At 45.8% G+C, this 25463-nt stretch carries 16 protein-coding genes; 15 read left to right on the top strand and 1 reads right to left on the bottom strand.

Features of this window, described 5'->3' with window-relative positions:
- Window positions 1–44: 44 nt before the first annotated feature.
- The 3 genes from CZ794_RS10445 to cobA all read left to right on the top strand — a co-directional run bounded on the left by CZ794_RS10445 (window position 45) and on the right by cobA (window position 5914).
- Complete coding sequence (locus tag CZ794_RS10445; protein ID WP_256958940.1) at window positions 45–1625, top strand: NAD(P)/FAD-dependent oxidoreductase; 1581 nt, start codon at window positions 45–47, stop codon at window positions 1623–1625.
- Window positions 1622–4879: a molybdopterin-dependent oxidoreductase gene (locus tag CZ794_RS10450; protein WP_087041524.1), complete on the top strand. Its 3258-nt coding sequence runs from the start codon at window positions 1622–1624 to the stop codon at window positions 4877–4879. The genes CZ794_RS10445 and CZ794_RS10450 overlap by 4 nt, the downstream gene beginning before the upstream one ends.
- A gap of 177 nt (window positions 4880–5056) precedes the next feature.
- Entirely contained in the window at window positions 5057–5914 is an 858-nt protein-coding gene (gene cobA, locus CZ794_RS10455; RefSeq protein ID WP_087041525.1) for a uroporphyrinogen-III C-methyltransferase, read from the top strand.
- A 30-nt stretch (window positions 5915–5944) separates the two neighbouring features.
- On the opposite strand, the gene CZ794_RS10460 is transcribed toward cobA, so the two are convergent.
- The gene (locus CZ794_RS10460; RefSeq protein WP_087041526.1) at window positions 5945–7096 is read right to left on the bottom strand and encodes a siderophore-interacting protein; all 1152 of its coding nucleotides are present in this window, start codon (window positions 7094–7096) and stop codon (window positions 5945–5947) included.
- 144 nt (window positions 7097–7240) lie between these two features.
- Between CZ794_RS10460 and CZ794_RS10465 the strand changes: the two genes are divergently transcribed.
- From CZ794_RS10465 to CZ794_RS10520, 12 genes are all read left to right on the top strand, one after another.
- Entirely contained in the window at window positions 7241–8005 is a 765-nt protein-coding gene (locus CZ794_RS10465) for an ABC transporter ATP-binding protein (RefSeq protein ID WP_087041527.1), read from the top strand.
- A gap of 217 nt (window positions 8006–8222) precedes the next feature.
- The gene (locus CZ794_RS10470) at window positions 8223–9074 is read left to right on the top strand and encodes an ABC transporter substrate-binding protein (protein ID WP_143515718.1); all 852 of its coding nucleotides are present in this window, start codon (window positions 8223–8225) and stop codon (window positions 9072–9074) included.
- Window positions 9071–11296 carry a Fe(3+)-hydroxamate ABC transporter permease FhuB gene (gene fhuB / locus CZ794_RS10475; RefSeq protein ID WP_256958941.1) on the top strand — a complete coding sequence of 742 codons (2226 nt, stop codon included), beginning with the start codon at window positions 9071–9073 and terminating at the stop codon, window positions 11294–11296. Before CZ794_RS10470 ends, fhuB begins: the two co-directional genes overlap by 4 nt.
- 384 nt (window positions 11297–11680) lie before the next feature.
- Window positions 11681–13030 carry a diaminobutyrate--2-oxoglutarate transaminase family protein gene (locus tag CZ794_RS10480; protein ID WP_087041528.1) on the top strand — a complete coding sequence of 450 codons (1350 nt, stop codon included), beginning with the start codon at window positions 11681–11683 and terminating at the stop codon, window positions 13028–13030.
- A gap of 107 nt (window positions 13031–13137) precedes the next feature.
- Window positions 13138–14667, top strand: coding sequence for an aspartate aminotransferase family protein (locus CZ794_RS10485; protein WP_087041529.1), 1530 nt, complete (start codon window positions 13138–13140; stop codon window positions 14665–14667).
- Window positions 14654–16465, top strand: a complete 1812-nt coding sequence (locus tag CZ794_RS10490) for an IucA/IucC family siderophore biosynthesis protein (protein ID WP_087041530.1) — start codon at window positions 14654–14656, stop codon at window positions 16463–16465. The genes CZ794_RS10485 and CZ794_RS10490 overlap by 14 nt, the downstream gene beginning before the upstream one ends.
- A 204-nt stretch (window positions 16466–16669) precedes the next feature.
- Entirely contained in the window at window positions 16670–18076 is a 1407-nt protein-coding gene (locus tag CZ794_RS10495) for a lysine N(6)-hydroxylase/L-ornithine N(5)-oxygenase family protein (protein ID WP_087041531.1), read from the top strand.
- A 262-nt stretch (window positions 18077–18338) separates the two neighbouring features.
- The gene (locus CZ794_RS10500) at window positions 18339–18944 is read left to right on the top strand and encodes a GNAT family N-acetyltransferase (RefSeq protein WP_087041532.1); all 606 of its coding nucleotides are present in this window, start codon (window positions 18339–18341) and stop codon (window positions 18942–18944) included.
- A gap of 68 nt (window positions 18945–19012) precedes the next feature.
- Window positions 19013–20446 carry an MFS transporter gene (locus CZ794_RS10505; protein ID WP_087041533.1) on the top strand — a complete coding sequence of 478 codons (1434 nt, stop codon included), beginning with the start codon at window positions 19013–19015 and terminating at the stop codon, window positions 20444–20446.
- Between the two features lie 175 nt (window positions 20447–20621).
- The gene (locus tag CZ794_RS10510) at window positions 20622–22553 is read left to right on the top strand and encodes an IucA/IucC family siderophore biosynthesis protein (protein ID WP_087041534.1); all 1932 of its coding nucleotides are present in this window, start codon (window positions 20622–20624) and stop codon (window positions 22551–22553) included.
- Window positions 22547–24778, top strand: coding sequence for an IucA/IucC family protein (locus tag CZ794_RS10515; RefSeq protein ID WP_087041535.1), 2232 nt, complete (start codon window positions 22547–22549; stop codon window positions 24776–24778). The genes CZ794_RS10510 and CZ794_RS10515 overlap by 7 nt, the downstream gene beginning before the upstream one ends.
- The gene (locus CZ794_RS10520; RefSeq protein WP_087041536.1) at window positions 24771–25412 is read left to right on the top strand and encodes an RraA family protein; all 642 of its coding nucleotides are present in this window, start codon (window positions 24771–24773) and stop codon (window positions 25410–25412) included. The genes CZ794_RS10515 and CZ794_RS10520 overlap by 8 nt, the downstream gene beginning before the upstream one ends.
- The last annotated feature ends 51 nt before the right edge of the window (window positions 25413–25463 follow it).

Here is a 25463-nt window from a genome sequence, read left to right on the forward strand (position 1 = left end):
CCTCCTGTTTACTGCTGCGTTATGCTGCTAAGGAACGTCGCTTTATGTTGCTCCATACATCAAAAACAGCCGCCAATCTTGTTACTTGTACCGACTTAACCAAAAGATCAGCTTCTTTTGCTGCGATCAGTCATGCTGATGCAGGTGGTATGAGTCAATCTGATACATATCAATCTAGCGCTTATAAAATCAAGCAGGGTCATGATACAAATGACAGCGCAGGGGTCATCATCATTGGCGCGGGTATGGCGGGTAGTCGATTTGCCATTGAGCTTGCGAGGGCGCAGCAGCAAAGCATCCAAGAAAAAAATGCTCACTTAAGCGGCATGACGTTAGCTGATGCTTGTGTGCCACTGCCTATTACCTTGATTAGTAAAGAGCCACAAGTGGGCTACAACCGAATCATGTTATCGCCTGTATTGTCAGGAGAGACAGCGTTTGAGGACACCTATTTATACGACAAAGCAGATTACGAGGCACTAGGCATCACGGTGCTGGCTGGTTTGAGCGTGGATACCATCAATACCGAGCGGCAGTATATCAAGCTCGATGATGGGCAAGTACGTCGCTATGCAAAATTGGTCATTGCGACTGGCTCCACTGCTCGAATCATCCCATTTCCCAATCATACGGCAAAAGGCGTCCAGGTGTTTCGAGAGGTGGCTGATGTTACCGCATTGACCAGTTATGCACGTCAAAACCAAACAGGGCTGGTCATCGGCGGTGGCGTATTGGGGTTAGAAGCGGCTTGTGCAATGGCTGCGCAAGGTGCTCGCATGACCGTCGTGCATACAGGGGATTATGTGCTTAATCGACAGCTTGATCTGTCTGCTGCTCAGCTTTTACAAGATGAGTTGAGGTGCCGCGGTGTGAGCCTAGAGTTGTCTGCCGATACAAAAGCCATTGCCATCAATGACAAGGAGGAGGTGTGCGGTTTGGTCTTAAAAGACGGTCGCACCTTGCCAGCGGATTTTGTTGTCATGGCAGTCGGCGTCATGCCCAATACGTCCTTGGCAAAAGCCAGTGGGCTTGACGTCAATCGGGGCATTGTGGTGGACGATTGTATGCACACCAGTTGTCCTCATGTGTATGCGATTGGCGAATGTGTTGAGCTAGATGGGGAGCTGTTTGGTATGGTCGCGCCTATCAATCAGCAAGTCGATACGCTCGTCTCGGTATTAAAAGAAGCCGTCATATCAAGCTCTATTAAAGCAGACGATGCCAAATCTTTACAAGCGCACTGGCAACCCTTTATCAGCAAACTCTTATCGTTAAAGTTAAAAATATCGGGCGTAGCAGTGTTTTCAGCAGGTCAAGTTACTTTTAGCGATATGGAGGCTGAGCGCATTGAAAGGCTTGTTTATCGTCAGCCGGCCTTAAACCATTATCACTGCCTTTATATAAAAGATAATAAAGTCATCGGAGCCGTACTCTATGGAGACATTCATGATGGCAGCTTTTATAGCCAACTCATCACGGATAACATTGATATATCGCTTATCAAAGATGACTTAATATTTGGCAGCGCTTATTGTGATTTGGACGCACAGGCTATGAGTAACACAACCACTGATCACATACGCGATGAGGCATGTGTGACTGAATTAGTGGAGGAAGTCTCATGAGCCAAACGATTGCCACTCATACCATAAGCACTGATAAAGACATTAACCAATTGGCATCACTAGACACGGTGAATAAGACAACCAAAACCATTCGCACCACCTGTCCTTATTGCGGCGTTGGCTGCGGTGTGCTCGCTCAGACTGATGAGGTAGGGGCAATCAGTGTCAAAGGAGATCCTAATCATCCTGCCAACTTTGGCAAATTGTGCTCAAAAGGTAGTGCCCTTGCTCAAACGCTAGGCACGGAGCGCCGATTGACTCAGCCTTATTATCAAAACAAGTCAGCGTCCATGTGGCAGCATCATAGGATGCCGCCAGACACATCCACTTGCACTACTGCGGTAAATACACCGCCACTTATTGAGCATACCGATTGGAACACAATATTGGGCGATATTGCTGAGCGTTTGAGTGACACCATCGCAGAATACGGGCGAGACAGTATTATGTTCTATGTCTCAGGTCAGCTATTGACGGAGGATTATTACGTTGCCAATAAGTTTATTAAAGGTTTTATTGGGAATAATAATATCGACTCCAACTCTCGGCTGTGTATGTCGTCAGCGGTAGCAGGACATAAGCGCGCGTTTGGTGCCGATCTGGTACCGGGTAATTACGAAGATTTGGAAGCTTGTGATCTACTGGTGCTGGTTGGCTCAAATATGGCGTGGTGTCATCCTATCTTATTTGGACGTTTTTTGGCTGCCAAAAAGTCAAACCCAAACAAAAAACTGGTGGTGATTGACCCGCGCCGTACCGACTCTTGTGAGTTTGCCGATTTGCATTTGCCCATTGCGGCTGGCACTGACACGCATTTATATAATGGCTTGCTGTGCTATTTGGAACAGCAAGGCTGTCAAGATGATGCCTATACCCGTCAAAGCATAGGCGCTGAGTCGGCTTTGGCGGCGGCTAGAGAATGGACAATCGATAAGGTAGCATATGCTTGCCAAGTACCAAGCGCTCGCATTCGTCAGTTTTATGAGTTGGTCGCTGCCAATGACAAAACAGTGACAGCGTTCAGCATGGGCGTGAATCAATCCAAAAGCGGCACGGACAAGGTCAACGCCATTATCAATACCCACTTATTGACAGGACGTGTGGGTAAAATCGGCGCAAGTCCATTTTCATTGACCGGTCAGCCCAATGCGATGGGCGGGCGAGAAGTGGGTGCGCTGGCCAATTTGCTGGCGGCACACTTGGATTTAGACAACATCGATCATCGTCAGCTGGTGGTGGATTTTTGGGCATCACCTCAGCCTATCGCGGCAAATGTTGGGATCAAGGCTTGCGACGCTGCAGATGCAATATTGGATGGACGCATTAAAGCCATTTGGATCATGGCCACCAATCCCGTCGTGAGTTTGCCAGAAGCGGATAAGTTTCGCCAAGCGCTGGCAAAATGCGACTTGGTGATTGTGTCTGATTGCTCAGTGGACAGTGATACAGTCAAATGCGCCGATATAGTACTACCTGCACAAGGTTGGGGCGAAAAATCAGGAACGGTGACCAACTCCGAGCGACGCATATCGCGCCAGCGCGCATTGATGCCTGCAACTGGAATGGCAAAACCTGACTGGTGGATATTGTCGCAGGTCGCCAAACGTATGGGGTTTTCAGGGTTTGATTATCGACACCCTAGTGAGATATTCAATGAGCACGTGGCTTTGACAGCTTATGGTAATGATAAAAATCAAACCGTATCAGCCATCAACCAACCTCGTTATCTCAATCTCGCTAAAGATTTATCCCTCTTTATGGCAGAAGCAGAGAGTGACGGGCAAGCGATTCATTGTAGGCACATGCCAACGGCACTGAGCAATGAAGAGTATGATTCAATGCCACCATTTCAGTGGGGTGGTACGCGCATAGCCATGATTGATATAGAGAGTAGGCCGTTAGATAAGTCAGCAAGCAATATTACCAGCGTAGCAGCTTCGTGTACGAAATCACAGCTTATCGCCATTACGCCTGCTGCTGACGCCAGTGTCCCCAATCGGCACCGACACCAGCGAAGCGGTAAAAAAAGAGACGCACATCATGATATGAATACCTTATTAAGGAAAGATGTACCAAGCATTGACTTGCGCCTTATCACTGGTAGGCTGCGTGATCAGTGGCACACGATGACTCGCACAGGTCTAGCACCGCAGCTGAACCAGCACCAATCGGTGCCAATGCTGACCATCCATCCTGATGATGCCGATCAACTTGGTCTAAAGACGGACGACTTTGTACAACTCCAGCGCCAATACGAAGCTGGCATGTCAGTAGATGAAAAGGCAAGTTGTGTGCTGGTACAAGTGGCCATTAGTGATGGGATGCGAGTTGGTGATGCGTTTATGCCCATGCATTGGAGCAATGCGTTTGCCACCTTTGCTCGTGTGGGCGCGCTTATTCCAACGGTTGCCGATCCACACTCAGGACAGCCTGAGTTAAAAAACTCTGCCGTTAGCATGACAGCGGTGCCAATGCACACCTTTGGTAAGATTTTGGTGCATCCGGATTGGCAAGACGCTGTTATGGGGCAATTGCGCAAGGTTTTGGATGATTTTGAGGCAAAAATACGGCAAAAAAAAAGGTTTAGAAAAAACAAAGATATGACAAATAAATTGGATGCAGCAAGCCACTGTACCGCGATTACGTGGAGTCTCAGTCGTCAAACAAATAGCGTGTTGATCAATTTTGCTTGCCCAAGCATTGATGTCAGTCAGCCGCTGAGCACCTCTCATTTTTGGCAACAGTTCGCAGAAGCGTTGCAGTCTTCCAAACCATTACTATCGCAGCCACATAACATCCATACAGCGCATACGATCAATGAAAAACAGGATCAAATACGCTTAGTGATGACTCAGTCGGCTTATGATATGACAGGGGTAGAGCACACCGCAGCAGACAATCAAAACCCTTCTGAACAGCTCATCATGGCGGTTTATCTTGCGCCAATGCTTAGAGACTTACCCAGTATACATTGGCTTGATAGCTGCTTTGCTGATACTAGACAAATCCCTGTCAACCAACGTTATAAGTGGCTATTGGCTGGACGTCCTGCCAGTGGTTATGTCGATCCTGGGGCGCTGGTTTGTTCATGCATGTCCGTTGGCAAAAATATCATTATTGAAACGATTACGCAGCAAGGCTGTACCAGTGCGTCGGCTGTTGGGAAGCTATGCCGAGCAGGTACCAATTGCGGCTCTTGTGTGGGTCAGATTAACGAATTGATTGCAGAGTATGCACCGCTAACACAGGCTTAATAAGTCAGATGGCATGTCACTTGCAGTGTCTTATGTACGATTCAAACCGACTGAGTAAAAATTACTGTTTACCCAACTGCCTTATTCTTATGACGTCATTTTTAACACGCTACTTTTATTATGTAACGTTTATCACGTTGTTTTAGTGTACCCATACTGTCCTCAGGAGCGACCATCATGACCCATTTACCTGACTTTACTCACATCAGTGCAGCTTATGACTCTACTGCTCAAAATTATACAGAGAATAAAAATGACAAAAAGGGTGTGGTTTATCTAGTGGGTGCAGGGTCTGGTGATCCTGAATTATTGACACTCAAAGCATTGAGGGTGATGCAGCGTGCTGATGTGGTGCTGTATGACAGTCTGGTTTCTGAAGATATTTTGGACATGTGTGCGGTGACAGCTGAAAAAATATTCGTTGGTAAGCGCCGTGCCAATCATGCGCTGCCACAGGACAGCATCAACGAGCTGCTGGTCAAACATGCCCTCGCCAATAAAACCGTGGTCAGATTAAAAGGCGGCGATCCTTTTATCTTTGGGCGGGGCGGTGAGGAGATTCAAGAGGTGGTTCTTCATGGTATTTGCTTTGAATCCATTCCGGGTATCACGGCTGCCAGTGCGGCGGCCAATCGCGCGGGTATTCCGCTGACCCATCGCGATCACGCTCAATCGGTGCAGTTTGTGACTGCTTGCAAAAAACTGGGCGCACCCAATGACGACTATAGCGAATTGCTCGATAGCACTCAGACGGTCGTGTTTTATATGGGACTACATCGTTTGACTGAGATGACACGCGGACTTATTGACGCAGGCCGCGACAGTGCGACGCCCTTTGCCATCATCAGTCATGCCAGTCTGCCCACGCAGCAAGTGCTCATCGGGACATTAGAGGATATCGCCGAACAACAAGCGGTTGCCAATCTTCCCACACCAGCCCTATTAATTATGGGCGAGGTGGTCAATTTGCATAGTGAGTTTGCAAACTATAACCTTGCGGCATTGGGTCACACTTTGGAGGTCAGTTGTGTATAAGGCGCTTATAAATATGCGTACAAACAGTCATCAATCATGACGCCAATAGACTTTAATCACTGAATCGCTACGCTCTAATCCCAGTCTTTGTTGGATAAGTCCTCGAAGTGCTTTGGCTGTGCCAGCTTCCATCGCGCCCCAAACCTTGTCAATATGCAATGGATGCGTGGTCAAGTATTTGCCCAGTATATCGTCAATCAAAATGGCCAGCGCTTTACCGGAATTGACCTGACCTGTCACGACAGGCAGCAGCGTAAACGCGGTGTCTGTTCTGTCCGTCATCATCTTTATCTCATCAAAGTACGCTTGATCAGCGGCGTCTTGGGTGACACAAACAACCAAAGGCGCTATCGGGTTTTCCCAAAGCTCTAGCAATCGGGCAACGGTAGGCATTGAGGTTTCATCAGCGATCAGCAAGGCCTGACCGTCTTGTAAGTGAGCCGTTTTTTCAGGAAACTCGCGCTTACTCAAGACCGTATCGCCCGCTTGTAACGAGCGTGCCCAGTCACCGCCTGGCGTATCACCATGCAAAAATACATCGACCCATGCGCGTACGCCATCCGACGTCTGCCATGCTTTGCGCAAGGTGTAATAGCAATGAGCGCGTGTCAGAGTGGTGTTATCCCTTTTTGCGCTGGTGAAGTTATGAGCCAAATCAAACAAATACGCATAGCCTGCTTCATCAACGGGAATAGAGTTGTTGGGAGAAGCATTTATAGTAGGCGCTGTTAACTCAAGGCGAAGCATGTTTTGACTGACCTTATAGCTGTCTTGTACGACAAAAGTCTGAGTGGTCAGCTTGATGGTTTTTTTGCCAAGCTTTTTATCTGCTTTTTGTTTGAGCAAAATATATTGCGTATTTAAGTCGCTGAACTGAGTGATGGGTGCTGTAAAGGGAATAAAAAACGTCTGATCAGAGCTCTGAATGGACGTTTTTTTTGTGCCTGTCGGTTGTATTTGCAAAACGATGACCTCGGCATAGATAGCAACCAGTTGTACAGTTGCCTCGGCTATATCTTCTGAAGACAAGGCCGTAAAAGCCGTCAAAAATCCAATTAACTCATCATAATGTTCTTCATTGATATGCGCGATGGCACTAGCAATCTCAGGAAATCTCAAGGGTGTATAAAGGTTTGTTTGGTCATAACCAGCGTGATTAACAGCAGATACGGAGTGGGTCATAGGGATACTCACGAACAATAGTGAATGAAAAAAGAAAGCGCATTAGTTAATGATAATTGTTTTTATTATCATTTGCGAGTAGAATCAGTTTTTATTGACTTCCTAGTATGGTCATAACGACTTTCATCGATAATGAGTATCTATATGCTACGTGTAAACCAACTAACCATCAGCCGCCAAGGCAATACTTTGCTAGACAATATAAGCTGTGAATTCAATAGCAATGAGTTGATTGCCTTAGTTGGACACAATGGTTCAGGTAAATCCACATTGATTAAAGCATTGGCAGGTGAGATGAGCATTAATGGGGGCAGTATCAGTCTAGATGAGCGCCATATCGCTGATTACAGTAATAAGGAGCTCGCTCAGCAAATGGCTTATCTGCCTCAACAATTGCCAGATGCGGCTGGATTTACGGTAAGTGAGCTGGTGATGCTCGGGCGCTATCCGCATCAAAAATGGTTGCAAAAACCCAGTCAGATTGACAAAGACAAAGTCGAACAGGCGATGCGTACCACTCAAGTAGAGGCGTTTGCTGAGCGTACGACGACCACACTGTCAGGTGGCGAGCGCGCACGAGTATGGCTTGCGATGTGTTTGGCACAAGACACGCGATATCTGTTGCTCGATGAGCCATTAGCGGCTCTGGATATGCATTATCAGCTCGAAGTAATTCAGCTCATTCGTCGCTTGGTTGATGAGCAAGGCTTAAGTGTGATTATCATCGTGCATGACATCAATTTGGCAGCGCAATATGCCGATCGTATTATTGCCCTAAAAAATGGCCTTATTTGTCACAATGGCACTATCAAAAGCACCATGCAGCCGGACATACTGCGCAGTATCTTCAATGTGGATATGCAGCTACTGAGTCACCCTATCACAGGACACCCTGTTGCCGTCGCGTAATATCTGAGTCCGCTTTACTTATCCCTTTCATATTTGCCTAAAAAGATAGACTGTTATGTTCTCTGTCCTGACCAACGTTAAATCTCCTAGACCTATCATAAAACCTTTAATCACAAAACAGCTTAGCTCAGCTGGCACTAAAGCAATCTCGCTTCCTATAACTATACTCTCATTATTGACACTAACGCTCGCGCTTACAGCCTGTCAGAAACCAACGATGGGACAAAAAGACGCGCAGATAGACAAGCCTAATGACGTTAAAATCAATATTGCTTCTCCCGATTGGGGCAATGCCGCAACGTTGACTGCCATGGGTTATCCACCAATTGCGACAGGCGATGTTCGAGTGTGGGATAGATGGGTTGGCACACCAAAACTGCCAACCTCAACAGTTGATGTCGGTATCCGTTATCAGCCTAACGCTGAACTGATTGCTCAGTTACCCGTTGATATGGTAGTAGATAACTTTTTTTATGAGCATGCTCGCAATCTTTATGGTGATGTTCCCGCTGAGTCGGTGATGTTTGCGGCAAAAGGGAAGAGTGCGACTTGGGCGGATTATGCCGAGCCAACTCGGAAGCTGGGTACACTGATTGAGGAGCCTAAACTTGCGGAAGATTATATTGCCAAAAGCCAAGACGATATAAGTGTCGCTGGCGCACGTCTCCAAGAGCGGTATCCAAAAGTCAAAAAGTTTGCGGTGGTACAGTTCTCTGATGCCAATAACATGCGTATGTATGTCGCCAATAGCTTATTTCAGCCTGCACTTACGCAGATGCAAAAAGAGCTTGTGGTGCTGGATGAAGGCAACTCATGGGGCTTTGTCCCTATACGGATGGGTGATTTGGCACAGTTAGGGGATAATGTTTGTTTATTGATCATCGATCCTTTGAGTCCCATTACAAAAGCTGAGATTAAAGACAGTTTGATTTGGCAGCGTTTGGGTTATGGCAACAATCGCTGCATGGGTGAGTTACCGCCTGTATGGATTTATGGCGGCATGTCATCGTTGGTGGGTTTGGCAAATAACTTATCAGCAGTTGAATTAAAAGGCGGGGAGGCATCATGACCGCCAATACTACCAACCATTTTCACCGTGCGATTGGTCATCGTAATGCTGATCGCACCCATACTGATCATACTATAAATAATACCAACGCTATGACATCACTTTCTACTTCTCAGCCAGTACAGTCATCAGCAGCACAGTCTAAAATATCCTCTAAAACACTCTTTAATAAACGGCTAAAGCAGCGTGGGCAACCTGATAGTCCACCACCGAATCCATCACGACAAAAAAACGTTCTCGTAGCCACTGCTTCGTGGCGATTTTGGCTTATGCTCATTATGCTGATAAGTTTGTGTGTATGGAGTAGTTGGACGTTAATCGCTCAGGAGTGGACGCGTCCTTTAGGCGAGTTGTTTTTTCCAAGCTCGCAGTTGGATATTGCCAGTATGGCAACGCAGCTACATATAGTGGCGACCAGTATTGTGGCGTTGTTGGTTGGCGGGTTGCTTGGCGTGGTCAGTATCTTGCTCCAGCAGTTAGTCAAAAACCCCCTTGCTTCAGACACCACCTTGGGCGTTGGCGTTGGCGCACAATTGGCAATGTTGATTGTCACGCTTTTTTTACCAAGCTTGGCGATTTATGGTGGGATTTATGTGGCCTTTGTTGGCGCCATCATCAGTATGGGGCTGGTCTTTGCCTTGTCGGCACCCAGTCGCTTTAACCCTTTGATTTTAATATTGGCAGGTTTGGTGGTGAATATCTTACTCGCTGCCGTCGCCAATGTGTTGGTGCTGTTTTTCGCTGAACGTAGCAATGGCATGCTGTCGTGGGCAGCAGGATTTTTGGCGCAAAACAGCTGGCATACCAGCGTGATGCTTGCGATTACAGCAATGGTGATGACGGTTCTGTGTTTGCCTTTATTGAAGCCGTTGACCTTGATGAGTTTAGACGACATGCAAGCCAAGCGTTTGGGTGTGCCTATTAACGCTATACGCGCCATCGTGGTGCTTATCGTGGCTATTGTGACTGCGTTGGTGGTCAGTGAAGTGGGTCTGATTGGGTTCATTGGTCTTGGTGCTGCCAGTCTGGTCAATGCGCTGGGCGTATCCTCAATTAGCAAGCGTTTGGTTGCCGCTTTTTGCTTAGGGGCGCTGCTACTGTGGCTCACTAGCAATCTGGCGTTATTGCTTGAGCCAATCTTGAGTATGCAAATCCCAGCTGGTGCAATGACAGGAATATTGGGAGCACCGCTCATTATTTGGTTGATTTTGCGCCAGCGCCGTGAGCGAATAGAGACGGTCACGCCTATGCTGACAGGCACTCATACGCCTGTTATGCTTTGGCGATGGGGTGTGGGTGTGATGGTAATGATTGTACTGGCATGCTTGTTTGTACAAGATTTAAGTGGTTGGGGACTGAGTACAGAGTGGGCAATCACTCAGCAGTACAGGCTGCCTCGCAGCTTGAGTGCGGCAGCGACAGGTCTGATGCTGGCTGTTGCAGGCGTATTATTACAAACACTCACACGCAATCCGATGGCAAGTCCAGAAGTACTGGGAGTCAGTTCAGGCGCCGCGCTTGGGGTTATTTTAGGGTTTTTATTGTTACCCAGTTTGGGATTGTCTGCCGGCTCAGGTACGTTGTTGATGTCAGGATTGACTGGTGCGATAGCCGTATTGCTACTCATTGTTTGGCTGGCACGTCGAGTAAGCTCAGGCTATCTGCTCTTGGTCGGTATCGGCATTGCCGCCATGATGGATGGGGTGATGCATATGGTCAAACTGTCTGGTGATCCGCGTCTAGAGGCGATGCTCAGCTGGTTATCAGGAACGACTTATAGCGCCCAACCGAGTACCGTATGGTATCTCATTGGTATTGCGCTTGTCTTATTTGTCTTGAGCCTATTACTCATCAAGCCGCTGCGTGTACTGGGTTTGGGTTCAGGCGTTGCTCGTACGCTAGGGGTGGCTGTGACGCCAGTGACGATGGCACTATTGGCATTGGTGGCAGCGTTAAGTACGGTTAGTACGCTGGCTGTAGGGCCATTAAGTTTCATCGGGTTAATGGTGCCACATTTGGCGACCTCTCTTGGCGCGGTGAGACTTGAGCGTCAATTGCCTTTGGCGGCTTTATTGGGCGCAGGGGTGATGGTATTGGCAGATTGGATAGGGCGTTATGTCATCTTCCCCTATGAGCTGCCTGCGGGCACAGTTGCTGCCATCATTGGCGGTGCTTATTTTTTATGGCTGATTCGCAAAGTACCGATTACTGTCAGTCGATAGCTTTTTATATTAAAAAGACATGCGAACAATATTCATGAGCGTAAGCCCATGAATATTGTTGTGCGCGTCCTTATAAGCATGAATAAATCTTCATTTTGTACAAATTCTCAAGCCAATCGTTTAAAAATAAATAAAGTGGGTTGACAGCAGAGTAAAGGTCATCAATAATACGTCTCACAAATGATAATGATTATCACTTTTATTATCATTTACAATTTTATTGAGGTTGTAGTGGATTTACACTACGTTTTTTAAATGATGCCGACTGTCTTTATAACGACCATACCAATAACGGTGTGTTCAATGATGATGTCTATAAGCTGTCTGCAAACAGTAAAACTTGTACTCGAGTTTTGGTGCATAAAACGAATAAGGTTCGATGCCATGTCTACGTCTTTTTTAAAAGAAAAAAACAATAACAAACGCTATTTACATCGCCAAGCTCAGTTTGAATCTAAGGTGCGCAGTTATCCACGCAAATTGCCTTTTGCGATCCAATCAGCCACAGGTGCTTGGATTACTGATGTAGAAGGCAATAATTACATAGATTGTCTATCAGGAGCAGGGACGCTGGCACTTGGACACAATCATCCTGTGGTCACTGAGAGTATCAAACAGCTTTTGGACAGCAATCTGCCGATGCACACTTTAGACATTACCACACCATTAAAAGACAAATTTAGCGAATTCATGTACACACTCTTGGCGACCGAGAGAGATGAGTATTGCTTGCAGTTTTGTGGACCAACAGGCGCTGATGCTGTAGAAGCCGCGATTAAATTGGCAAAACAAGTCACTGGTCGTTCAGGCATCGTCAGCTTTAGCGGTGGCTATCATGGGATGACGCATGGCGCGCTCGCTGTCACTGGTAATTTGGCACCCAAGCAAGGCATCGAAGGTTTGATGAGTCCGGTACAGTTTTTACCTTACCCCAATGCGTACCGCTGCGCTTTTGGTTTGTCTTCTGAGCAAAGCGTTAGCGCTCACATCGCGTATTTTGAGAACTTTTTACAAGATGTAGAGAGCGGCGTGGTCAAGCCCGCAGCCGTTATTTTAGAAGTGATACAGGGCGAGGGCGGGGTTAATCCCGCACCGATTGAGTGGCTCAAGCAGGTGCGACGGGTGACCAAAGCACTGGATATCTTATTGATTATTGATGAGGTGCAAACAGGGTTTTGCCGTACAGGACGCTGGTTTGCCTATCAATATGCAGGCATTGATCCCGATATGATTGTCATGTCAAAGGCCATTGGTGGTGGTTTGCCGCTGGCAGTACTTGGTATCAAAAAACAATACGATGCTTGGCAAGCGGGCAATCATTCCGGCACTTTTCGTGGCAATCAACTGGCGATGGCAACAGGACTTGCGACCCTCAAATATCTAAAAGACCACGACATGGCATCTTATGCGGCTGAGATGGGCGCTTGGTTCATGGCAGAGTTAAACGGCTTACAAAAACGCTATCCTAGAATTGGTCATGTCAGAGGTCGAGGTCTGATGATCGGCATGGAGATTATAGATCCAGACCTTCCCAGACAGCGTGATGGTAGTTATCCTGCCGATAGTGCGACGGCGGCAAGCATTCAACAGGCATGTTTTAGACACGGTCTGGTCCTTGAAAAAGGAGGGCGCGGCGGTACGGTGCTGCGTCTCTTACCACCGCTTAACGTGACCAAAGACGAGCTACACCAAGTATTAGATAAGCTTGAGCGGGCGCTACAAGAAAACCAATAGCGCTCAGTCGCACATCGTCATTTCTGTATGACTGTTTTAAAAAAACGTATAACAACCATCGCTTCTCTTATGTGAATAGAGACGCAAGATAAACTGGTGAGGATACTTTGCATTTATTAAACGAGCAAACCAGTGAGCAATACCTCACGCAGATGCACAAAACGAGCGCCATTATTAAAGAATGGCTCAATGACAATAATATGTACTCAGGCGGCACACCGCAGCAAGTACAAGCGGCGACCTCAATCAATATCCAGTCACAAGGACGAGATATCGAGGCCATACTAGCGGACATACAAGACAAATTTTTGCCCAATTGTGTGTCCACGGCACACCGTCATTGTCTGGCGCATTTGCACCCGCCGACTTTGGTGATTGGTCAAATTGCTGAGATGATTATTGCCGCAACCAATCAAAGTATGGATTCTTGGAATCAAAGCCCTGCCGCCACTTATATCGAAAAAGATTTGGTGGAGTGGCTGTGTCAGCTGTGTCAGTTTGAAACCAGTGATGATGTTCAAATACACACCCAAACAGACGCTCAAGTTGATAACCAAACGAGACACAAGTCAGGTGGCGTGTTTACTAGTGGCGGCACCCAAAGCAATCTAATGGGGCTGCTGTTGGCACGCAATAAATTCTATACCGCTAAAGGCATTGATGTACATAAAGAGGGCATGCTGGGTCAGCCTCGCGGCATTATTCTGTGCTCAGATCAAGCGCACTTTTCTATCGAAAAAAACGCAGCCTTATTAGGGCTTGGCGTACAGTGCGTTGAAAAGGTAAAGACCGATGCGAGTGGCGCAATGCTTATGTCTCATCTACAGCAAAAAATAGCGGAGACTGGCGCAGATAATGTGATAGCAGTGATCGCTACGGCTGGCACCACAGATCTGGGCGCGATTGATCCTTTAACAGACATTGCCAATATATGTCGTGAGCAAAAAATATGGCTACATATAGATGCAGCATGGGGCGGGGCGTTACTTCTGTCTCAGCGTTATCGCCATCTTATTGAAGGTATCCAAGTAGCGGATTCCATCACGTTAGATTTTCACAAGCATTTCTTTTTACCGATCAGCTGCGGCGCTTTTTTATTAAAAAATCAACAAGATTTTGAGAGCATTCGTCATCATAGCGAGTATCTCAACTCTTTTGATGATGAAAAAGACAATATCCCAAATCTGGTCACTTATTCTCTTCAAACCACGCGTCGATTTGATGCTTTAAAGCTTTGGATGGCGCTTGATTCATTGGGGACAGAGGATTATGGCGTTTTGATTGACAACTGTCTTAGGACAGCGAGACAAGCGGCAGAGCTGATTGAAAACCATGCAGATTTTGTGTTGGTGCACCAACCGATTATCAGTAGTGTCTTATTTTATTTTAAGCCAAAAGATACCGCATTGTCTGACGGCCAGCTGTCTCAGTTAAATCGCCAAATTGCGCAGGACTTATTGATCAATAATATTGCCAACGTGGCCACCACTCAGTTTGAGCAGCACCTTTGCCTAAAATTCACTATTTTAAATCCTAATACGCAAGCCTGTGACATCAACAATATTATAAAACAGATGACTATCACAGGTTTTGATCGACTCCAAAATTATGAGGGACAACACTATGATGCACCATAAAACGCTTGATCGTTTGACACTACAAAACTTAGTGAACGCCTACAGTTATGAGACAGGTCGCGGCAAGATTGTACCCGTAGAGCAGCAGGATGGGCAATACAAACAAATCTCACAAGACAAGCCTGTTTTGGTATTAAACCTCGCTCCGCATGACACTATTATGGCGGTGCCCGTGGATAGAGTCAGCCAATTGGGTCAGCACCGTTTTGCTGATACACCTTCTGTATTGAATGAAGCTTCATTAAAAACCCCTTCGACAAATGATACACAGTCAGAGCCACAATGGTTAAAGCCTTCTGCTATGAGTCTTGCCTCTTTTATTATCGAAGACCTCGTGCATCAGTACAAAGATGAGGTAAAACTGGATGGTAATGGCGTGCTCAAACGCTGGCTTGAGAGTTATGAAGGGCTGCAAATTATTTTAGAGCATCGCAGTGATGAGATGGATGATATTGTCGATGATAGACAGAACTTTATTCAAACTGAGCAAAGTCTGATTTATGGACATGCCATGCATCCAATGCCCAAAGGTCGCGCAGGTTTTTATGGTGCTGAATGGGCAAAATATGCCCCCGAAACCAACAGTAAAACGCAGCTGAACTATTGGCTGGTGCATCCTGACTATATTGTCGAAGAGTTCGTCGATGGCGATAGTATTACCACTGAGCTAAAGACCAAGCTACTCGCGGATATGAGTAACTATCAACGACAGCTCATTACCCAATATCCTGATCATAAGCTATTGCCATTACATCCTTGGCAAGCGACGTTTTTGCAGCAACAAGCATGGTATCAAGCGTTAACGGAAAAAGGTCAGCTCTTTGATTTGGGCGTGCTTGGGTGGCATTTGCATCCGACGACCTCGGTACGTACGCTCGCAGCATTTGAGGCACCTTGGATGTTTAAATTGTCGCTATCGGTAGCGATTACCAATTCTGTGCGTATTAATTTGCCAAAAGAGTGTAAGCGTGGTATGCACGCTTGTCGAATATGGCGTAGCGACTACGGTGAGCAGTTGGGTGCTGAATATCCTACGATTGCCGTATTGAACGACCCCGCTTGGATTGCGTTGTCTATAGACGGCAAAATCATCGATGAGACCATTTGTATCTTGCGTGATAATCCTTTTACTCAGTCTATGCAAGTCACCAATCTTGCAAGTTTGAGTCAAGATCATCCCACTCGTCTCACCAATCGCTTTGCCACTTTATTCCAGTCTATCCATGAGCGTACCGGTAAGCAGTTGGACGAGATTGCGACCGAATGGTTTGATACTTATCTAAAAGTCGGTTTTATACCGCTTATCGATCTGTACTACAAGCATGGGCTTGCGTTTGAGGTGCATCAACAAAACAGTCTGATAGAGCTAAAAAATGGCTATCCTGCGAAGTTTTGGGCAAGAGACAATCAAAGCTTTGGCTATATTGCTGAATATGCCAAACCGCTTATTGATGCATATCCTGAGCTGATCAGTGAAGCAGAGTGCGTCATTCCAGAAGATTTTGCTGACTCGCGTATTGCTTATTATTTAGTGGGTAATACGATCTTTGGTCTCATCACCGCGATTGCCCGCACGCAGCTTGTCAGTGAAACCACTTTATTGGCAACGTTTCGATATTGCTTAGAGACACTAGACAGTCAGTATCCGCACCGCTCTTTAATCGATCTATTGCTGCGTAGTCCGACCTTGCCATTCAAAGGCAATCTGCTGACCAGACTTCATGCATTAGATGAGCTGACAGCACCTGTTGAAACCCAATCTATCTATGTTGATATTCCCAATCCTATAAGTGCTTAGGGTCGATATGGTCAATATTAAGGGAACCAGATGCAGGTCATTATCTTGCAGAACTGATAACCATTTCCTTACTTGTTGCATCGAGGATGACAGAGGTTTTGGAGCCTTTATCCCAGTTCTGCTGACAGGTATTTATAGTGACCTGACGATAGCTCGATATAAATTGATATGTGAATAAGTGCTATAAAGCAATAAGGAATCAACGTGTTAGATATTCTTGGTATCGGTTTGGGGCCATTTAATCTTAGTCTGGCGGCATTGCTCGATAAAATAGATGTCAATGCCAAATTCTTTGAGCAAAAGGCAGGATTTAATTGGCATAAAGGTATGCTCTTACCGCACACCACGCTACAAGTGCCCTTTATGGCAGATTTGGTGACATTGATAGACCCGACCAGTCCCCATTCATTTTTGAACTACTTGCATACGCAGCATCGATTGCTGAAGTTTTATTTTTTAGAGGACTTTAAGATTTATCGCAAAGAATACAATCACTATTGCCAATGGGTAGCAGGGCAACTAGATAGTTTGGTGTTTGATGCGCAAGTGATAGACGTGGCGTTTAATGACAATAGTGCTTGCTTTAACGATGACGATAGCGCCTATGCCAACACACATAACGGGTTTATCGTCACAGTTCAAGAGCGAGGCGAGCGAAAAACGTATTATGCCAAAAACTTAGTCATAGGGACGGGCACGCAGCCAGTACTGCCGCAAGCGTTGCAAAAACTGGCCAATCAAGCCCCTGAGCGCTGTATGCACACCGCGCACTTTGCTAATAATTTCGATTTTGAGGCGATTAAAGCACGGGGTAATAAAGAAAATAGGCATAAAGTAGACGATAGATTAACCAAAATCGTGGTTTTAGGGTCTGGTCAGTCATCGGCTGAGGTATATCGCGAATTGTTTGACCAACAACTTGATAGCAACGACGAACCAAGGTTCCAATTGGACTGGGTAACCCGCTCATCTGGCTTTTTCCCAATGGAATACTCGCCACTGGGGTTAGAGCATTTTAGTCCCGCTTATACCGATTATTTTTATCAGTTGGACGGCGTGACCAAAGCAGAAGTCGCGCCCAAGCAGGATTTGCTCTATAAGGGCATGGGGTTTGACACCATACGCGATATTTATCATAAGCTCTACGAGCGTAGTATTGGCAATCAATCACCACATACGACACTGCTGTCTAACTGTGCAGTGGTTGAGGCAAGCCTTGACGACACTTTATCTGAGAAGACTTTAAAAGTAACGTTTGAGCAGTGCGAACAGCAGCAGACGTTTACGGCAGATTACGACTGTCTCATCGCTGGCACGGGTTATCGTCATGCGCTGCCTGCTTGCCTAAATTCATTGCTGTATGCCATTGAGTATGATGAGTTTGGACAACCAAAGATTGATCGGCATTACGCCTTGGTGTATCAAAATCATGATAATAATAGCGGCAAAATATTCGTACAAAACCAAGAAATTCATACTCATGGCGTGGGCACACCTGACTTGGGATTGGGTGCCTATCGAGCTGGGCAAATCATTAATCAATTGATAGGTAAGACCGTATATGACACCAATGCGTTAGAAGTATTCCAACAATTTGGCGCGTCGGTCTAATGTCGTTGTCTTAATGTCAGTTCAATATAAAAACGAGTCAGCGTGACTGGAATGCTTATCTTTAAACGAGAAGTTTTGCAGCCTCTGTCTGCGAAGGCACAGCAAGCAAGAAAAATTCATTCCAGCTCAGCGTTGGTATATAACGTATCTGTTTTATTTAGAATCGACTATATCAATAAGCAGTATCGTGGATTTTTAAAAAAGCGTACGTCTCTACTGATAGAAATTTTACTTTTAAACCACACAAAATAAGGAGCTATTTATGCCGACCATCACACAGGATCTGCCAGATACTTACGCCGCAGAGGCTTATGAAAAAACGTTTGGGCTACGAGCTATCAAATATCCTGAAGACATGCCAATGCTCTATCAATGGATGCACGCTGAGCATGTGGTCGAGCAGTGGCAGCTACATCTGCCTATGCCGCAGCTGCAAGTACATTTTGAAAAAATGCTGGCCGATGACCATCAGCGTCTCTACATCGTACTTTGTGAGGATGTGCCTATCGGCTATGTAGAGATCTATGAAGGCGCTCGCGATCGTTTGTCTCACTATTACAAGGCCGACGAAAATGACATGGGCTGGCATCTGCTATTGGGTGATACTGCCGTCGTTGGCAAAGGGTATCTCAAACCAATAGTGATGATGCTTAGTAAGTTTATCTTCGAGCATACTGACGCCAAAAAAATAGTGGGCGAACCTGATAGTAAAGTTGAGGCGTATAAATGGGTGGCTGATGGTTTTGCCTATCAGTTACAACGATTGATCGATATGCCTGAAAAAAAAGCAGCGCTTTATTTTTGTAATCGTGAGGAATTTTTTGAATCGAGTGGCTATCTCAAATTTTATGGTGCGGCTGCTTTATGATTCGATTTTTTGTGGTTGCTGGAGTAAACGCGCTGTATCCGTCATGTCATTACGGGTCAATGATATAAATGATGGTATCTCTCAAGAGCCGTGAAAAATTGAGCAATGAGAAGTTGACAGGCAAGCCACGTCGACAAGTACTTTTGACCTTGTTGCTTGGCGGCACGGTCATCAGCTTTAGCAATAGCGCCCTCAATCCTGCTATTCCTGTTTTTATGTCGGTGTTCGACGTCGATATTGTGATGGGCGGCTGGGTACTGAATGCTTACGTGCTGTCTATGAGCGTGGGGCTTATGCTCAGTGGGTATTTGCATAAAAATTTTGCGTTTAGGCCAGTTTATTTGACCGCAATTATCGGGTTTATGCTGGGGTCGGTGATTGGAATGTGCGCGCCCTCTATGACGATGGTCATCGTAGCGCGTGCTATACAAGGGCTAAGTGGTGGTCTGACGATTCCGCTGTCGATCGGCATGCTCTACCAGATATATCCGCAGCATAGACACGGTAGAGTGATGGCGCTGTGGGGCATTGTTATTATGATGTCACTGGCATTTGGTCCGTTAGTTGGTGCTTACTTGGTTGAGCAGTTTACATGGTGGACATTGTTTGCCGTGACGCTGCCGCTAAGTGCAACGGTCACTCTGATGGTGTGGCGATTTTTACCAAATGTTGGCTCGCCCAAGGTCGATAAGACTTTTGATGTGATAGGGTTTGTCAGCTTGTTGGTTTGGCTGCTGGCTTTGATGACATGGCTGAGCACGCTCAAAACAGATTTTCATACCAGCCTTGCGAGTGTGATTGAGACCAGTCTGCTTGCTGCCATGTTCTTGCTATCTTTTATGGTTTGGTGGGTGTATGAGCGCTGTCAGAGTCAGCCATTATTAAACGTACGCTTGTTTAGCAATACCGTGTATTTGCACAGTACGATTATCAGCGTGACACAAACCTTGGGCCTGATGGTGGGTTTGTTGTTATTGCCTATTTTAGTTCAAGAGGTCATGGGTAAGAGTGCCTTGTGGACTGGCGTGCTTTTGATGACCGCGACGCTGATGTCTAGTATCACCACGCATTTTGCTGGCAAGCGCGTGGATAAATATGGCGCGAGAGACATAGGAATTTTGGGTATTGTCCTTAGTGCGTCGTCCATGCTACTGCTGGCATGGTGCTTGTATCAGCCAACGCTTTGGTTATTGATAGTGATCATGAGTATACAAGGGGTGGGTGTGGGAATGGCCTATCTGCCCACCACCACGGTCGGTTTTAGTAGCTTAGCCAAAGAGATGGTGACAGAAGGTGCTGCCCTTAACAACATCAGTCGCCGAATCGTCTCTACCGTCTTTATAACATTGGTGACGATTTATATCGCAGGACGCGGGGCACAGTTGTTAGCGGCAGGTAATAGACAAAGCGTTGGTATGGCTATTCAAGAGATTTTTGTTGCTTTGGCTGTAATTCTATTTTTGACCATTTTTTCGGCGCGGCGATTACCAAAAGCGGTCTGAATGAGTAAGTGATTAAATGCTTTATAGAACCTATGTAGTGAATGTGTCAAACCAACCGAATTGAGGCATTTTTTTAAATAAAAAACGTAAATAATTATCATTCGCTTTAATATTTATTGATTATATCGACTTTACTTAACCGTTTTTTTTCAGTTTTAGGAAAGGATATTTAACCATGAAAAATCATCAAATAGACCATAAAAGTCATGACCAAAAGATTGACGTGACTGCGCCGTGGCAAGCACCAATCGATCACAAAGCCATGCAGCGCGTGGAGCAGCGGGTGATTAAACAACTACTACAAGCCCTACTGTATGAAAACATTATTGAGTTTGACTATGAGAATGCGACATCGAGCGATGACGACACGCTTTTAGACTTTACCATCAAGACCGCTAATCATATCCATTATCAGGCTCAAGGTTATATTCATTATAGTTTTGACATCATTCGTTTTAACGATTGCAACGTACAGCGCGTCATTGATGGCAAGACTCATGATGCCACGCTTGAGAATGTCATTAACGATATCTTATTAAAGATAGAAGATGCCACGTTAAAAGACAGTTTTATCAAAGAGCTGCGTCATACTTTAATCAATGAAAACCAAGCACAGCGACTGTCACCGCATTTATCAGTACCAAACATGCCAGCAGCTATTGATAGGCTGACTTACGAGCAACTCGAAGGCTATTTGATGGCAGGGCATCCCTATCACCCTTGTTTTAAATCGCGTATCGGTTTTGATTTACAAGACAATTATGACTATGGGCCAGAGTTTGATCAAAATATCGAGGTGGTGTGGTTGGCGGTCAAAAAGGATTTGTTGGTCAGCAACACTGCTGCCGATATAGATGTTGATGAGTGGATTAAAGACTATGTGGATATGGATAAGTTTGCCGCGTTACATGACAAGTTAAATCATATCCTTACGACCACGAGTGAGCAGGGTGAAATTGAAGCCATTGTCGCCAATGCCAATACTGATGTTAAAGCCAATGCTTATGGTTTGATACCAGCGCATCCTTGGCAATGGCAAAATATCTTAATTTTAGCGCTACAAACCCTTATTAAGACACAAGACATTATCTATTTGGGCAGTACGGGTAACCAATATCGCGCTCAGCAGTCGATTCGCTCCTTGTCTATGTTGCAAGAAGACAAGGATTATCTCAAGCTCAGTATGCATTTGATGAACACTTCAAGTACCCGTATTTTAGCCAAGCATACGGTGATGAACGCGGCGGTCGTGACCAAATGGTTGAATCAATTGGTGGCAGAAGATGCGACAGCGCAGGCGCTATCTATTGCCTTTTTGGGTGAGACGGTGGGTGTCAGTCTAGATCATGAGGTACTACAAGCGCGTGGCTACCAGCATCCGCACATCTATGGCGGATTGGGGGTAATTTGGCGCGAAAACGTAAGTCGGTATTTATCAAGCAATCAAACGGCTTTTCCTTTAAATGGGGTCAGCTATGTCAATACGGATGGCTCTATACTTATTGATCCTTGGATTAAAAAGTACGGCGTCGAGGCTTGGACGGCTCAGCTTATCAAGGTGACGGTGGCGCCGATACTGCATCTCTTGTTTGGTCATGGCGTTGCCCTCGAATGTCATGCGCAAAATATCGTGCTGGTACACGAAGCAGGATTTCCTGTAAAAGTCCTACTAAAAGACTTGCATGATGGGGTGCGTTATTCCCCAAAACATCTGACTCGACAAGACTTGATTCCCAATTTTTATAGCTTGCCTGCCGTTCATGCGGCGCTCAATCGTGGCTCCTTTATCGAAACAGAGGATACGGACGGCATTCGAGACATGACGGTCGCTTGCTTGTTTTTTGTGGCATTCGCTGACATTGCTATTTTTATACAAACCCACTATCACTATCCTGAAGCTGAGTTTTGGCAACAGGTGTCTGACTGTGTGACTGAGTACCAGTCTTGTCATCCAGAACATGAGGCAAGGTTTGAGCTATTTGATGTCTTCGCGCCGCAAACGCGTATTGAGTCTTTGGCAAAGCGTCGCTTGTTCGGCGATCATGTATTTCCAATTAAATACATCAATAACCCATTAGCCAAAAGCCGAGCACACGCATCATGTTAAGTACTGATAAAACCGCCAATATCAAGACAATGCCAATCTTGCCAACTTTATATCCAGTTCAAACGGATCATCCCGCTATCAAACCAGATGCGGCAAGAATACAAAGCGCATTAATCACCTATCTGACCGAGTGTGTCTTGCTTGAGGAGTGGATAAAAGCGTCTTTGATCGAGGTAACAACGACGACAGATTATCTCGCAAGTCAAAAGTTGCAACCGCATTTGGTGTTATTACCAAGTGCTTATCAAACGTTTTTTGCTGAAAATAATCCGCTATTGGTGATTCAAACGAGTAAAGATAATCGCCTATTGTTATTGGTAGAGTCGGGGTATACATCGTCGTGGCGATTGCATAAATCTTGCTTGCCTGTTTTATACCGCCAACAAGATAAGTCTCATTTCAACAGCTCCGACCACGATAGCGACAACTCTAATGACAATTCGTTTCAACCACTAGAACCAATCGAAACCGTAGAGACGCTTTTGAATATTTTGCTGTCTGCGATGGATCGATCTTCTTTAAGTGAGAGCGGAATATTAAAGCTAAAAGAGAGCCTGCAAGCGGCGATCATTGCCAAGACCCAATCTGCTCGTGCCAACATCACCACGACAGTTTATGCTCAACCACATTGGTATCAAACCTTAATTGCCGCCGAGCAATGGGGTTCACTGATGGATCGACCTTTTCATCCATTGGCAAAGGGCAAACTGGGTTTTACGGCCATTGAATATGAGCGTTACATGGCAGAGTTTAATCAGCCCATTGCGTTGGCATGGGTGGCGGTTGCCAAAACCCATCTGATGGTGGCGGATCAGGTAGAGGACATTGACCAACAAAATCCAGCAGCTTATTTATTAGATGCAGCGCAGCAAAAAAAATTGGCAGAGGAGATGGTAGAGCGTCATTTGAGCGATACGCATGTGGCATTACCTGTCCATCCTTGGCAACTGACTCAATTGATTAAAGCTGGTTTTGCTACCGATTCTGTTGGCAGTGATGATATGAGTAACAATGCCATGAATAGCCACGCGGATAGCTATGCCAAGGATCTGGCAGATGGCACAATCGTCAAGCTCAGGTTTGATGCGGCAGTCACTTATGCCAGTGCTTCAATGCGTAGTATGTTATTGAGTGCGGATACGCCCCACAGTATCAAGCTGCCAATCGGTGTGTATGCCTTAAATTCAAAGCGGTATTTGCCCGCCCTAAAACTGATCAATGGTGAAAAAAACCAGGCAATTTTGATGCAGGCAAGACAGATAGATGAAGCATTGGCAGCGACGCTGCGGCTTTGGGATGAGCGTATTTGGTGGGGCTATATGTCACCGATGCATGTGCAAGACAAATGCTCGACCAACCCGTATTTTTATCAAGAAAAACCCACGCATCTGGGCGCAATGCTCAGAAGTTTGCCTACCGATCTGTGCGAAGATCAAACCCGCCTGATGCCGATGGCAAGCTTAGGCATGTTGGTCTACAAAGATGGCGTCAGTCACCATCCTTTTGATGAGATGATTCAAGCGAAGTATTTAAGCTCTAAACCAGCGCCTGATCAATCAGTATCTATAAACGCAGAATACATAAAATCTGCGGCTACCGAATACTTCAAAAACTTGTGCGATGTGTTTTTGGGTACGATGCTGCGCTGCTTACGTTTGGGGCTTGCACCTGAGATGCATGGACAAAATGTCGTGATGGTCAGCAAACGCCATCGTTTTACCAGTATATTACTGCGCGACCATGATTCGTTACGCATTTACCTGCCGTGGCTTGCGCATTATCAAATTGCAGACCCTGAGTATTTAAGCCTGCCCAATTTTAAAAACCGATTGTACCGAGACAGTCCGCAAGCACTGATATTTTATTTACAGTCATTGGGCATATTGGTCAATATCCGCGCCATTATTGAAGCGTTGTCTGAGCATTATGAGCTTAGTGAAAATAGACTTTGGCTTGAGGCAACGAGCAGTATTGATAATGCGCTGGCAAGTATTGATTTTGATACTGATCAAGCGCAGTTTGTCCGTGAGCAGCTACTGACCAATCCATACTATCCACACAAAACCTTGCTGCTGCCAGTGATTGAGCGCGGTGATGATCCGCATGGCAGCATGCCTGCAGGGGAGAGTAGAACCATCAATCCTTTTTTTAGCGCAAAAAATATCGAAGCAAACCCTATGGCACATTCAGTACACAAGCATAGTGAGGCAAAAATAAATGGATAACATCGATATTGAGACGCTAGTAGAGAGCTACAAAGACATCGGCACGTCGACGATTGGTCATCTAAATGAGAGCGGGTACTTACCAGATATCAAAGCGCTATATCCTTGTACGCACACGGTGGTTGGCAAAACAGTGACAGTGGTTTTGAACTCCGATAACACAAAGGTCATCCATCAAGCTCTGATTCAAGCGCAGCCGAATGATGTCTTATGTATTGATGCCCAAGTATTGGGCAACAAAGCCTGTTGGGGTGCGCTGCGTACTTGCGCTGCAATTTATGAAAAGCTTGCAGGCGTGATTGTTATTGGACAGGCAACCGATTCGTTACACATCCAGCAACTGGGTCTGCCTGTCTTTGCTCAAGGCGTAAGCTCGGTCACTACATTTAAAAGTAATGCCACAGAAGGCGTGCTGGGAGCTGATATCTGCTATCGTTTTGGCGAGCAACATACGCTTATCCGCTCAGGCGATATCGCTATTATGGATAACGATGGGGTGTTCGTACTGTCGCCAGAGGTTGCGCAGCAGTTATTACCTGACTGCCAAGACAAGCATCAGCAAGATGAGGAAAAGTTCCAGCTATTTTTTGACGCCTATCAAAACAAGCAACTGGATTCCTTATTCAGACAGTAGTCATACTGTTTTTTAGATGAATGAATGACAAATCAATTGGTTAAGTGGTTT

Origin of the sequence: Psychrobacter sp. JB385, from assembly GCF_900163785.1 — a bacterium.
Taxonomy (GTDB): domain Bacteria; phylum Pseudomonadota; class Gammaproteobacteria; order Pseudomonadales; family Moraxellaceae; genus Psychrobacter.